The following is an 11,601-nucleotide window of genomic DNA, read 5'->3' as shown; positions in this document are numbered from 1 at the left end:
ACCGCTTCGGCCTTGAACTCCTCGGGAAACCGGCGATGATACTTCGAGGTCGACACTCTTCACTCCTTGCAACCCGAACCCTACCGGCCCGGGAGATCAAGGTGTCAACGTCAAAGGGTTAAGCCCCGACGTTCTCGGTCCAGCCGATGCCGAACGATTTGTTGTTCGGGCCCAGGTGGTTCCAGGAGACCGTGAGGTTCGTGGTGTCCTTCCTGGAGTCGATGAGGCCGTCGTTCATGTTGTAGATGCGGTTGTGGTCGATCCAGACGCGGTCGGCCCCGTCCATCTGGATGCCGTCGTAGTCGTAGACCTTGTCGTCCGGGTCGTCGTCGGGCATCTTGGTGTCGCGGATGGTGAGGTTGCGGAGGATCACGTTGCTCGTGGCGTCGCCGAGGAAGAACCCGCCGCCGACGATCTGCCCGGACTCGTCGACGCCGATGATCGTCTTGTTCGACGCCACCGGGATCTCTCTGCCCTTGGGGCTCATATTGATCGTGGCCGCGACCTTGATGACGTACGCGCCCGAGGCGGCCGCGTACCGCTCGAGATCGGCCTGGTTGGTGACGGTGACGGTGGTGCCGCCCTGGCCGCCGGTGGTGCCTTCGCCGAACCCGTCGAGGACGTCGACGCCCGGGGGCAGGCCGGTGGCGCCGACGGGGACGAGCTTCCATTGCTGGTTCGCGCCGCCGGTGGACGCGTACTGGGAGATCCGGCCGCCTGCGGCGGTCGACCACTCCCAGACGTCGAGCGCCTTGCCCGAAGCGCGGTTCACGATCGTGGCGTACCCGCCCGATTCGGTCACCTTCCACTGCTGGTTCGTGGTGCCCGCGTCGCCCCACTGCTGGATCTTGGCGCCGTCGGCGGTGCTGCCGCCGTCGACGTCGAGCACCTGGTTCGAATGGCGCACTTGGATCTTGTAGTAGCCGCCGCCCGCGTCGACGAAGCGGAACTGCTGGTCGTGGGAGCCGTTGCTGGGCCACTGCACCAGCTCGGCGCCACTGGAGGTCGAGGCCGCTCGGATGCCCATCACCAACCCCGAATGCCGGGACTCGAGGTTGTACCAGGTGCCGATTTGGAGCGCGTCGGCCTTGGCGCTCTGCCAGAGGGCCATGGAAGCGGCTGCGAGGGACGCCGCGAGGAGCACGGCGATCGCCAGGGCGAGTCGCCGCGGCCGCATCGCGGCCGTCGCGGATGAGGAGGAGGTCATGGTGTGCCGGTCCTATTCGGAGAGAAGTGATCACGATCGGGAACTGGGTCGAGGCCAGTAGACATTGATGACCGTGATATTTAATTTCTTCAATTTACATAACCAGAGCACGGCACCGCAAGTGGCGGAGGACAGCAGAAATCCGGGGCCGAGCGAAGACACTCGCGAGCACCCATGGCGCGCACACCGCCGACACCGGCCCCCGGGGCGGAATGGACGTGCTCGTGGTCCGAGACGCTCGACGCGCTCGAACGCGTGCGGGTCAGTCGCCGATGGTGAGCCGCAGACCGGTCACCGTTCGCGGCTTGATGGCGATGACCGTGTCGAGCGGCCGGTCGATCCAGGACCGGACCCGCTTCCCGAGCTGCTCGGCGCCGCGCTCGCCGGTGACGTCGGTGGCGGCTCCCGCGACGAGGACGCTCCAGCCGAGCCTGCTGTGGGGTTTGATCTCGTCGACCTGATAGGCGACCTCCAGGCCCGGACGCGCCCGGACGGCCTCGGCGAACACCGAGGAATGCCGCGTGTGGACGAAGATGCGGCCTTCGAAGACCGCATGGTTGAGGGGCCTGATCGTCGGCAGGCCGCCGGCGACGAAGGCGACGCGCCCGAATTCTGCGTGTGTCAACAGCCCCATGGCGACCTTCGGATCGAGCTCCACCGGCTTCCGCTCGTTCTCCATGTCCACTCCCAACAGTGCGGCCCAGCAGCCTTCGACGGATGGCGTTCTCGCAGGCGACTGGAGGTTGCGGGCCATCCGCTCAGACCGAGCGCGCGAATGCCCTACGACTCGACCGTAGCAGCGCCGCGAGCCGGTGGCCGAGCGAACGCCGACGGAAGGACCCGACCGGGACTCGGAACCGCGAAGGGTGTGCCGTCCCGAAGTCTTCTAACGATTAGTACGCGGTGTTATCGTTAGATAATGCCTGCTTTGCTGCATCCCGACGAACCGGTGCCGGTCCGGCTCATGAACACGATCTGGGCCGACCGCTCCAGCCTGCACGACGACCTCGCCACGGTCGATGACCTGGGCGCCTGGCTCGCCGCGGTCGGCTCCGAGCACGAAGGCAGCGCATTGGGGGAGGCCGATCTCGCCGCCTTCCGCGCGCTCCGCGACGCGCTGCGCCGGCTGGCCGCGTTCGTCACCGATGACACGCGCGAAAAGGCCGCGTCGCCGACCGCTGCGGTCGACGAGGCGGTGGCCGAGGTCAATCGCGCGATCGAGGCGGCGCCGGCCTGGCCGCGACTGGAATTCCGCGGCGGCCACCTGCAGGCGAGCCGGGCGGGCGGCGGATCGACCGCCGCCCGCAGCCGGTCGTCGGTGGCCGCGCAGGCCATCGGGCTGCTGACCGGGCCCGGCCGCGACGAACTGCGGGCCTGCTACGGACCCGGCTGCGTCCTGTACTTCGTCAAGGACCACCCCAGGCGCGAGTGGTGCTCGGCAGGGTGCGGCAACCGGGCCCGCGCCGCCCGGCACTACGCCCGCCACAAGTCCGAACAGTCGACTACCCGGGACTGAAGTCCGGGGTTTGACACTCGTGTCCGCCGTTGGCTGCGGCGAGTCGGCGACAGGTTCCTCCGGGGAACCAGCTGATCCGAACCCCGAAAAGGGCCGCGACTTCGGTTGCGGCCCTTCGTCGTGCCTCCGAACATTCCACGACCGGCGCATCGCGCTCATCACAGTTTTTCTAACGACAGACAGGTTTGCATCCGTTAGTTTGATGTGGCAGGATCATTTCTAACGGAACAACCATTAGAATTGTCAAGGAGTCACCATGGGCACCGCCTTCAAGACCGGCCACGTCGCGCTCAACGTCTCGGACCTGGACCGGTCCATCGCGTTCTACAAAGCGCTCTTCAACTTCGAGGTGTTCGGCGCACGGACCGACGGCGATCGCAGGTTCGCGCTCCTCGGCGCCGACGGCACGCTGGTCATCGCCCTGTGGGAGCAGAGCAACGGCGAGTTCGCCACCGACCTTCCCGGCCTGCACCATCTCTCGTTCGAAGTCCCCGACATCGAGACCGTGCAGGCGGCCGAGGCCACGCTGGAAAGGCTCGGGGCCCCGCTCTTCTACGACGGGATCGTCCCGCACGGCGAGGGCGCCTCCTCCGGCGGCGTGTTCTTCGCCGACCCCGACGGCATCCGCCTGGAGATCTACGCGCCCTCAGGCGCCGACACCGCACCGGCTCCGGTTGCGGACGCCCCCACCTGCGGCTTCTTCTAGACCGATCCGCCCGGGCCGCCCCGGCGGGCGGCCCGGGCCTGCCCACTGTGCCGCTGACAAAGAAAGGGAGTCCCATGCACCACCCAGGAGAAACCGCAGTCCAGCGCAGAGCCGGAGTCGACGCCGGGAAATGGGGCTCGGCCCACGTCGGCGACACGATCCCGCCCGTCGCCGCCGACTTCCTCGCCCGCCAGCGCCTCATCGCGATCGGCGCCGCCGACGACGCAGGCCTGGTCTGGGCCAGCGCTCTGGCCGGACCGGCGGGATTCGTGTCGTCCGCCGATGAGCGCACCGTGGTCGTGGACCGCGCTCCCGCCGGGGCCGATCCGCTCGCCGAGGCCTTCAAGGTCGAACGCGACCTCGGCATCCTCGCGATCGAACCGTCGACGCGTCGGCGCATGCGCATCAACGGGACCGCCCGCCGCGTCGGCGGCGGCCTCCTCATCCGTACCGACCAGGTCTATTCGAACTGCCCCAAGTATCTCCAGACACGGCGCCCCGAGGGTTCCTTCGACGTTGGGGCCCAAGGCGCTTCGCGGACCGGGACGGTCTTGACCGCTGCGCAGCGGCAGTGGATCTCCGGTGCCGACACGTTCGTGGTCGCGACACTGGCCGAAGGCAAGGGCACCGACGCGTCCCACCGGGGCGGCAATCCCGGCTTCGTCGCCGTCACCGGCGAACGGACGCTGACCTGGCCCGACTACATCGGCAACTCGATGTACATGACGCTGGGCAACCTGGAGCTCGACGCGCGCTGCGGGCTGCTGTTCCTCGACTGGGAGCACGGGCACGCCCTGTACCTGAGCGGCCGCGCCCGTACCGATTGGGACCCGCGGCGCGCCGCCGATCTCCCCGGGGCGCAGCGGGTGGTCGACTTCGAGCTCGAACGCGCCGTGGAGATCGAGCACGCGTTCCCGATGCGCTGGACGTTCGAGAAGTACTCCAAGTTCAATCCGTCCTGAAAGGACATGAAATGAAGATCCGTGTCGACATGGCCAAGTGCGAGACCCACGCGCAGTGCGTCTTCGCCGCACCGGAGGCCTTCGCGCTCGACGATGACGACGAACTCGTCTACGACCCGGGACCCGACGACGGCCTGCGGGCGAAGATCGAGCAGGCCGCCCTGATGTGCCCCGTGCAGGCCATATTCATCGAGCAGGGCTGACCCCGTGCGACGCATCGCGATCGTCGGGGCGGGCCTGGCCGGGTTCAGTGCGGGCCGGGAGCTGCGTCGGCTCGGCTTCGACGGCGACCTGACCGTGATCGGCGCCGAGCCGCATCGGCCGTATCGGCGCCCGCCGCTGTCCAAAGAGCACCTTCTGGCCGACGACGACCTCACACTGCGCGGTGCCGACGAGATCGGCGCGACGTGGATGCTCGGCCGCGCCGCCACCGGGCTCGACCTCGAGCGCCGCGCGGTCCTGGTCGGCGAAGCCGCGGTCGCCTTCGACGGCCTCGTGATCGCGACGGGCCTGCGCGCCAAGACGCTGCGCGAGGGGGCGGACCTGCCGGGCGTCCATGTCCTACGCGGGCTGGATGACGCCCGGGGCCTGCGCCGGGAGCTCGGTGCGGGGCCGCGCACCGTCGTGGTCGGCGGCGGCTTCATCGGTTCCGAGACCGCCGCTACGCTGCGCGGGCTCGGCTTGGAGGTCACGCTCGTCACCGGGACGCCCGTGCTGCGGAGCGTGCTCGGGGCGGAGGCCGGAGCGATCGCCGAGGCGAGGCACCGCGAACACGGCGTCACGATCCGCACCGGCCGCGTGACCGGCGTGTCCGGGACCGGGCGGGTCGAGCGCGTGCATCTCGACGACGGCCGGACCGTGCCGGCCGATCTGGTCGTGGCGGCCCTGGGTTCCGAGCCCGAGACCGAGTGGCTGCGGGGAACCGGGCTGGGCGGCGAGGGCGGCGTCATCGTCGGGCCCGACGGATTGGCGGCGCCCGGCATCGCCGCCGCGGGCGACGTCGCGAGATGGCCGCATCCGCTGCACAGCGGGCGAACGCTGCGTATCGAGCACTACGCCAACGCGGCCGAGCAGGGCGCGCACGCCGCACGGGCGCTCCTGGGCCGGACCAGCCGCTACGCGCCCCTGCCGAACTTCTGGTCGCATCTGTACGGCAGGCGCCTCCAGGCGCTCGGCTTCACCGGCGCCGACTGCGATTCGCGGCTCGTGGCGCGGGAGCCGGGGCACCGCTTCATCGCCGAGTACCGCCTCCGCGGCCGCCTGGTCGGCGTCGCCGCGGCGGGATTCGCGAGCGCCTTGCCGGAGTACCGGCGGCGCATCGCCGCGGAGCTCGCGTGACCGTCGGCGTTCGCACTGGTGGGACCGCAGCCGACCGGGCGGTTTCGCCGGGGGCGCAGGACTTAGAGTTCGGTGGTGATTCGAGCATTGCAGCACCCGGCGCGGCTGGTGCCGCTGGCGTTCTTGGCCGTCATCGTCGTCGGGACGGTATTGCTCATGCTGCCCGTCTCGACCGAGACGGGTACGGCCGCACCGGCACTGACCGCGCTGTTCACGTCGATGTCGGCGGTCTGCGTGACCGGGCTGGTCGTGGTCGACACCGCCACCTACTGGTCGGGTTTCGGCGAGGTCGTGATCGTCGCCCTGATCCAGGTCGGCGGGTTCGGGATCATCATGGCCAGCACGCTGCTCGGGATCATGGTGATCGGCCGCGTTCGGCTGCGGGGCAGGCTGCTCGCGCTCAGCGAGAACAGCGCGCTCCAACTCGGCGACGTCGGCAAGGTCGTGCGCTGGGTCGCCCTGACCACCCTCGGAGTCGAGTCGGTCGTGGCGCTGATCCTGGTGCTGCGGTTCTACCACCACTATGGCTACTCGGGCGGTGAGGCGGTCTGGCACGGGGTCTTCCACGCGGTCTCGGCGTTCAACAACGCCGGGTTCGGGCTGGAGGCCGACAGCCTCATGCAGTTCGTGGCCGATCCGCTCATCCTCCTGCCGATCTGCGCCGCAGTCGTCATCGGCGGCATCGGATTCCCGGTCCTGGTGGAGGTGCTCCGCAAAGCCCGCACGAGCCTCGGCAGGTACCGCGCCCAGGCCCAGCCGGGCTGGTCGCTGCACACCAGGATCACGGTGATCACCACCGGCATCCTGCTCGTGGTCGGCTTCGCGGCCTATGCGGTCCTGGAGTGGAGCAACCCCGCCACCCTCGGCCCGCTCGGGACGGCGGACAAGCTGCTGGCGGCCTTCGTCGCGGGGGTCCAACCACGGACCTCCGGGTTCAACAACCTCTCCGTGGGCGACCTCCGGCCGGAGACGTGGCTGGTGACCGACGCGCTCATGTTCATCGGCGGCGGCCCCGCCGGCACCGCCGGGGGCATCAAGGTCACCACGTTCACGCTGCTGGCGGTGGTGATCTGGTCGGAGATCCGCGGTGAGCCCGATGTCGCGGCGTTCGGCCGCAAGATTCCCTCCGCCACGCAGCGCCAGGCGCTCACGGTCGCGCTCCTCGGCGTCGCCGCTGTTGCGGTGGGTACCGCGATCGTCATGATCGACAGCGCCCTCAGCCTCGACCGGGTCCTGTTCGAGACGATCTCGGCCTTCGGGACCGTGGGTCTGTCCACCGGGATCACGCCGCAGCTGCCTCCGGTCAGCCAAGTGGTGGTCATCGTCCTCATGTTCGTCGGCCGTGTCGGGACCGTCGCCGTGGCCGCCGCCCTCGCGCTGCGTGCCAGGCAGCGCCGCTACAGCTTCCCCGAGGAGCGCCCGCTCGTCAGCTGACACCGAGGGCCGAAGAGAGACCGTCGTCACAATTCACAGGATCAATCTTGAATATTCTGTATGTTCAGTCTTTACTGAACATACTGCACTTGCGGAACCACCGCGAGCGCCTGTTCCTCCGAGGAGCACGCCATGGAACTGCTCACCGACTTCTTCGCCTGGGCCTGGCCCCGCCATCTCAACCCGATCAGCTGGTACATCCGGCCGCTGTTCTTCATCCCGATCGCCGTCTTCGCCTGGCGCCGCCAAGGCTGGTGGATGAGCCTCTCGATCGTCGCGATGCTCTCGAGCTTCTTCTGGTTCCCCGAGCCGGACGAGGTCGACCCCGCCGCCCAGGCCATCCTCGACATGGAGGCCGAACTGTTCGCCCAGCCCGGCTGGCAGACGGTGGTCAGCCTCGGCACCGTCCCGTGCTTCCTGGGCGGCATCGTCTGGGCGTTCTGGCGCCACTCCATCGGCATCGGCCTGTGGGTGGTCAACATCGGCGTCGCCTACAAGGCCGCGTGGGTGTGGGTGAACACCGACTTCGACGGCTTCATGCACGTCGTACCGATCTACGCCATCGCCCTCATCGTCGTCAACGCCGTGGTCCTCGGCTTCGCCAAATGGCGGAAGCTGCCGCTCTACCCCGAGCGGACGAAGGCGACGACCACCGTCTGAAAGAGCCCCCAGCGGGGCGGGCACACCGGCCCGCCCCGCTTTCGGCGCATCCACGACCCGGAAGGAATACTGGACCCATGACCGACCAGGACGAGTCCTCCCCCGCCGACGCCGAGACGCGCGCGTTCGTCGAAGAGTTCGCGATCATGATGGAACGGCTCGGCCTGGTCCGCATGACCGGCCGCGTCATGGGCTGGCTGCTCGTCTGCGACCCGCCCGAGCAGACCTTCGGGCAGATCGCCGAAGCGCTGCAGGCGTCCAAGGGCTCGATCTCGACCGCCCTGAAGTTCCTCACCACCGCGGGCTGGATAGCCAAGACCTCCAAACCCGGCGAGCGCGCCGACTACTACACGATCCGGCCCAGCGCCATGGCTGACCTCGTCAAACAGCAGGCCGCCCAATACTCGGTCTTCACCGAGACCACCGCTCGCGGGCTCGCTCTGTTCGCCGACGCCCCCGCCGAACGCAGTGGCCGCCTGCGCGACATGCACGACTTCTTCTCCTGGCTCGCCGCGGAACTCCCCGCCCTCATGGAGCGGTGGGACACCGAGCGCCGCTGAGCGCCCGCACACCGGCGGTCCCCGGCGATCGGGTCGAGGTCCGGCCGCCCGGCGGTTGCGGTCGCGCGTCAGACTTGGGCCATGCAGGAACTCCCCTTCGCCCTGGCACTGGTCGCCGGCGCCGTGGCCGCGGTCAACCCGTGCGGCTTCGCACTCCTCCCCGTCTACGCCGGCTTCCTCATCTCCGGCGAAGCCGACGAGACCGTCTCCCGACGCCGGGCACTGGGCCGCGCTCTGCTCTTCACCTTCGCCATGACCCTCGGCTTCGTCACCGTCTTCGGCACCTTCGGCCTGCTCATCTCCCTTGCCGCCGTGAGCATCACCGCCTACCTGCCGTGGGTGACGATGATCGTCGGCGCGGCAGCCGCCGCGGCCGGCGTCTGGCTGCTGCTCGGACGCGAGCTGCCCGCGTTCATGCCGAAACTCGCAGGACGCGAGGTGAAACGCTCGCTCGGGTCGATGACCCTCTTCGGCGTGTTCTTCGCGATCGCCTCGCTCTCATGCACCGTGGCGCCGTTCCTGGCGGTCATGACCCAGAGCTTCCGCTCGGCCTCGGTCCTCGGCGGCACCGCCATGTTCCTGGCCTACGCACTCGGGATGTCGCTGGTCATCGGCGTGGTGTCGCTGGCGATCGCACTGGCCAGGCAGGGGCTCGTGGTGTGGCTCAAACGGCAGTTCCCCAAGGTGCTGCGCGTCGTCGGCGTCCTACTGCTCATCGCGGGACTCTACGTCGCCTACTACGGCTGGTGGGACCTACGGGTGCTCAACGGCGGGGACGCGCAAGACCCGATCGTCGAGGGCGCCAGGACGGTGCAGCGCTTCCTGGAGGAACTCGTGCGATCGGGTCTGGGACGGTGAGCGGCGACCCGACCGGGCCGCCGCAGGGGCACTAGGAGAGGTCGGCGACCTTCTCCTCCAGGTCGTCGGCCGAGAACGAGCCGGAATCGACGACCTCGCCGTGGGAGTCGAGCAGGACGTAGGTGCTCTGCGAGGCGACCCCGAACCGGGTCCAGAGTTCACCGTCCTCGCCCTGCAGATGCGTCGCGTCCCCGGTGCCGGTGTCCGACACGAACGCCTCCATCTCATCGGCGCTGCTCGTGCCCGAGAGGCCCGCGCCGGAGACGCCCACGACGGCGACGCGGTCGCCCTCGGATTCGATCAGCGAGGCCACCGCGGGCCCCTGGCTCTGGCAGATCGGGCAGTCCTCGTACCAGAACCACAGGACGACCGGGCTGCCCGCGAGCGAGGCGCCCTCGAACGCCTCGCCGTCGAGCGTGGTCGCGGTGAAATCGAGGAGCTCGGGGACCGCCATCTCCGCTTCGGTCGTCGCTTCGGCCGCGCCGTCCTCCGTCGACGACTCGGTGGCGGGATCGGCCGTCGTGGCCTCGTCCGCGGGATCGTCCTCGGAGCCGCAGCCGCCGAGGACGAGGACGGCGGCCAGACCCGCTGCCGCGAATCCGGTCAGGGTTCGTCGCATAGGTTTCGCACCTTTCGTGAGCATCATGAGATCCGGCCGGAGCCGACCGGGGGGTGTGAAGAGGTCAGACGTCCACCGAGTCTGCGCCCGACGCCTGGGCCGAGGCGGTCCGGGGCGAGGCGCCGATCAGGAGCCTTGAGTACAGCACGCATAGGGCGCTCGCGGACCTTACAAGTCGCGAAACCCTGCGCGAGGACGGCCGCGCGGGCTGTTGCCCGAACCCGCCATCGCGCTGAAGCCTGCGGGCGCACGGTAGGCCGGCGCCGCCGGTCGCAGCCCGTTCTCAGCCTCGGTCCGAGGTGCCCAGTTCGATCTCCAGCCATTGCAGGAGTTCCGGCGTGGCCGGGTCGGCGATGTCGTCGAACTCGGGGTGCTTCTTGATGAATCTCGCGACGTAGGGGCAGACGGGCACGACCCGCTTGCCGGCCGCACGCGTATCGGCCAGGGCCTGCTCTACCAGCCGCGAGGCGAGGCCCTGTCGCGCGAACGCCTTGTCCACTTCGGTGTGGTAGAAGATCCGCTGGCCGCCGCGGTCGCGATAGGCGGTGAGCCCGGCGCGTGCACCCTCCACCGCGATCTCGTAGAGCCGTTCGGCGTCGACCCGGCGCACGACCGGCTCGTCGTGCTCCTCCGATTCCTCCTTGACCGACGGGTTGCGCCGCGGCATGATGACCGCGTTCGGCAGGGTCGGGGCGGGCAGCCGGCGGCCGGGGTAGCCCTCGACGGTCCCGAAGCGGTCGGAGGCGGCCTCCCAGTCCTCGCGGGCCTGGACGATGTCGTCGTGGCTGCGACCGATGAAGTTCCACCACATGACGATCTCCTCCTCGAACGGCGGGCCGCCGAGCAGGATCGCCCGCGCCGGTTCGTCGGAGCAGTTCGAGACGGTCAGGACGTCCACGCCGGGAGCCAGATAGCCGAGTTCGGCGGGGCGGATCACAGTGCCGCCCATGCGGATGTCGCCGGTGTCGACGAGGAGGCCGTGCTCGAATCCGGCGTCGACGCCGAGCGTGATCGCGGCGTGCGGTTCGAGGTCGATCTGGGCGCCGAGGAGCGGGGTGAACGTCCGCACCGGGGAGGTGTCACCCGCGAGGGCGCCGAGGAAGACCCGGATCTCGGCGCCGTCGAGCCGCACCGGCTCGGGCGCGTGGTGCTGGAAGTCGCGCCCGGTGTTCCGGTCCGCTTCGGGCAGCGCGACCCAGAGCTGGACGCCGTGCAGGACCGCCGTGTCCGAAGTGGAGACCTCTGAGTGGGCGATGCCGCGGCCGCCGGTCATCAGGTTGAGCTCGCCGGGGCGGATGATCGCGTGGCTGCCGAACGTGTCGCGGTGCTCGACCTCGCCTTTGAAGAGCCAGCTCACGGTCTGGAGTCCGGTGTGCGGGTGCGGCGGGACGTCCATGCCGCCCGTGGACGGGACCTCGATCGGGCCGTAGTGGTCGGCGAAGCACCAGGCCCCGATCAGGGTCCGGGCACGTTGCGGCAGCGTGCGCCGCACCTGCAGTCCTCGCGGACCGCCGAGCGGCACTTCGCGCGCCGAGAGCACCTCGACCTCGGTCGCGCCGTCGGCCTGCGCCGAGCACTGCATCGCTTCCGGAGCCGCTTCCACATTGCTCATCGGGACCACCCGCCATCCGACTAGTTGTCACATCATCTATATCGCTCGAGCATAGCCCCACCATCATGTCCTTCGTTCCCTCGGTCGACGGCGTCTTTTCTGGAAGCCGCGGCGATCGGGCGCCGCCAT

General features: G+C 69.4%; 13 protein-coding genes and 1 pseudogene. 9 read left to right on the top strand and 5 right to left on the bottom strand.

Annotation, left to right across the window (positions count from 1 at the left end; genetic code table 11):
- Positions 1–118: 118 nt before the first annotated feature.
- Positions 119–1,207, bottom strand: coding sequence for an RICIN domain-containing protein (locus JHY01_RS24425; RefSeq protein WP_205328323.1), 1,089 nt, complete (start codon positions 1,205–1,207; stop codon positions 119–121).
- 262 nt (positions 1,208–1,469) lie between these two features.
- Positions 1,470–1,886 carry a pyridoxamine 5'-phosphate oxidase family protein gene (locus JHY01_RS24420; protein ID WP_205328322.1) on the bottom strand — a complete coding sequence of 139 codons (417 nt, stop codon included), beginning with the start codon at positions 1,884–1,886 and terminating at the stop codon, positions 1,470–1,472.
- Positions 1,887–2,126: 240 nt separating this feature from the next.
- Here JHY01_RS24420 and JHY01_RS24415 point away from each other — a divergent pair, with 240 nt between their 5' ends.
- The 9 genes from JHY01_RS24415 to JHY01_RS24375 all read left to right on the top strand — a co-directional run bounded on the left by JHY01_RS24415 (position 2,127) and on the right by JHY01_RS24375 (position 9,241).
- The gene (locus JHY01_RS24415) at positions 2,127–2,723 is read left to right on the top strand and encodes an ABATE domain-containing protein (protein ID WP_205328321.1); all 597 of its coding nucleotides are present in this window, start codon (positions 2,127–2,129) and stop codon (positions 2,721–2,723) included.
- Positions 2,724–2,979: 256 nt separating this feature from the next.
- A complete protein-coding gene (locus JHY01_RS24410) occupies positions 2,980–3,429 on the top strand; it encodes a VOC family protein (RefSeq protein WP_205328320.1) in 450 nt (149 codons plus the stop codon).
- A gap of 74 nt (positions 3,430–3,503) precedes the next feature.
- Positions 3,504–4,391, top strand: coding sequence for a pyridoxamine 5'-phosphate oxidase family protein (locus tag JHY01_RS24405; RefSeq protein WP_205328319.1), 888 nt, complete (start codon positions 3,504–3,506; stop codon positions 4,389–4,391).
- 11 nt (positions 4,392–4,402) lie between these two features.
- Positions 4,403–4,594 carry a ferredoxin gene (locus tag JHY01_RS24400; RefSeq protein WP_205328318.1) on the top strand — a complete coding sequence of 64 codons (192 nt, stop codon included), beginning with the start codon at positions 4,403–4,405 and terminating at the stop codon, positions 4,592–4,594.
- 4 nt (positions 4,595–4,598) lie between these two features.
- Positions 4,599–5,729 (top strand): NAD(P)/FAD-dependent oxidoreductase, encoded by a 1,131-nt coding sequence (locus JHY01_RS24395; protein ID WP_205328317.1) that lies wholly within the window; start codon positions 4,599–4,601, stop codon positions 5,727–5,729.
- Positions 5,730–5,804: 75 nt separating this feature from the next.
- On the top strand, positions 5,805–7,163 hold the full coding sequence (locus JHY01_RS24390) for a potassium transporter TrkG (protein ID WP_307814567.1): 1,359 nt from the start codon (positions 5,805–5,807) through the stop codon (positions 7,161–7,163).
- A gap of 132 nt (positions 7,164–7,295) precedes the next feature.
- Entirely contained in the window at positions 7,296–7,823 is a 528-nt protein-coding gene (locus JHY01_RS24385) for a hypothetical protein (protein ID WP_205328316.1), read from the top strand.
- A 77-nt stretch (positions 7,824–7,900) separates the two neighbouring features.
- The gene (locus JHY01_RS24380; RefSeq protein ID WP_205328315.1) at positions 7,901–8,383 is read left to right on the top strand and encodes a GbsR/MarR family transcriptional regulator; all 483 of its coding nucleotides are present in this window, start codon (positions 7,901–7,903) and stop codon (positions 8,381–8,383) included.
- A gap of 81 nt (positions 8,384–8,464) precedes the next feature.
- Positions 8,465–9,241 carry a cytochrome c biogenesis CcdA family protein gene (locus tag JHY01_RS24375; protein WP_205328314.1) on the top strand — a complete coding sequence of 259 codons (777 nt, stop codon included), beginning with the start codon at positions 8,465–8,467 and terminating at the stop codon, positions 9,239–9,241.
- 31 nt (positions 9,242–9,272) lie between these two features.
- Here JHY01_RS24375 and JHY01_RS24370 read toward each other — a convergent pair whose 3' ends face one another.
- The 3 genes and pseudogenes from JHY01_RS24370 to JHY01_RS24360 form a co-directional block, all read right to left on the bottom strand.
- Entirely contained in the window at positions 9,273–9,860 is a 588-nt protein-coding gene (locus JHY01_RS24370) for a redoxin domain-containing protein (RefSeq protein ID WP_205328313.1), read from the bottom strand.
- 283 nt (positions 9,861–10,143) lie between these two features.
- On the bottom strand, positions 10,144–10,527 hold the full coding sequence (locus JHY01_RS28240; RefSeq protein WP_205328325.1) for a GNAT family N-acetyltransferase: 384 nt from the start codon (positions 10,525–10,527) through the stop codon (positions 10,144–10,146).
- Positions 10,510–11,472 (bottom strand): annotated as a pseudogene (locus JHY01_RS24360) (pirin family protein); the annotation flags it as partial. The pseudogene JHY01_RS24360 and the gene JHY01_RS28240, both read right to left, overlap by 18 nt.
- Positions 11,473–11,601: the final 129 nt, after the last annotated feature.

Source organism: Glycomyces sp. YM15 (assembly GCF_016918015.1).
Lineage (GTDB): Bacteria > Actinomycetota > Actinomycetes > Mycobacteriales > Micromonosporaceae > Glycomyces.
The sequence above is the reverse complement of the archived record's forward strand: the minus strand, read 5'-3'. Positions and strand labels throughout refer to the sequence as shown.

Coding starts and splice junctions, on each gene's coding strand:
- JHY01_RS24425 (WP_205328323.1), bottom strand. CDS start 1,207: ATGACCTCCTCCTCATCCGCGACGGCCGCGATGCGGCCGCGGCGACTC.
- JHY01_RS24420 (WP_205328322.1), bottom strand. CDS start 1,886: ATGGAGAACGAGCGGAAGCCGGTGGAGCTCGATCCGAAGGTCGCCATG.
- JHY01_RS24415 (WP_205328321.1), top strand. CDS start 2,127: ATGCCTGCTTTGCTGCATCCCGACGAACCGGTGCCGGTCCGGCTCATG.
- JHY01_RS24410 (WP_205328320.1), top strand. CDS start 2,980: ATGGGCACCGCCTTCAAGACCGGCCACGTCGCGCTCAACGTCTCGGAC.
- JHY01_RS24405 (WP_205328319.1), top strand. CDS start 3,504: ATGCACCACCCAGGAGAAACCGCAGTCCAGCGCAGAGCCGGAGTCGAC.
- JHY01_RS24400 (WP_205328318.1), top strand. CDS start 4,403: ATGAAGATCCGTGTCGACATGGCCAAGTGCGAGACCCACGCGCAGTGC.
- JHY01_RS24385 (WP_205328316.1), top strand. CDS start 7,296: ATGGAACTGCTCACCGACTTCTTCGCCTGGGCCTGGCCCCGCCATCTC.
- JHY01_RS24380 (WP_205328315.1), top strand. CDS start 7,901: ATGACCGACCAGGACGAGTCCTCCCCCGCCGACGCCGAGACGCGCGCG.
- JHY01_RS24375 (WP_205328314.1), top strand. CDS start 8,465: ATGCAGGAACTCCCCTTCGCCCTGGCACTGGTCGCCGGCGCCGTGGCC.
- JHY01_RS24370 (WP_205328313.1), bottom strand. CDS start 9,860: ATGCGACGAACCCTGACCGGATTCGCGGCAGCGGGTCTGGCCGCCGTC.
- JHY01_RS28240 (WP_205328325.1), bottom strand. CDS start 10,527: ATGCCGCGGCGCAACCCGTCGGTCAAGGAGGAATCGGAGGAGCACGAC.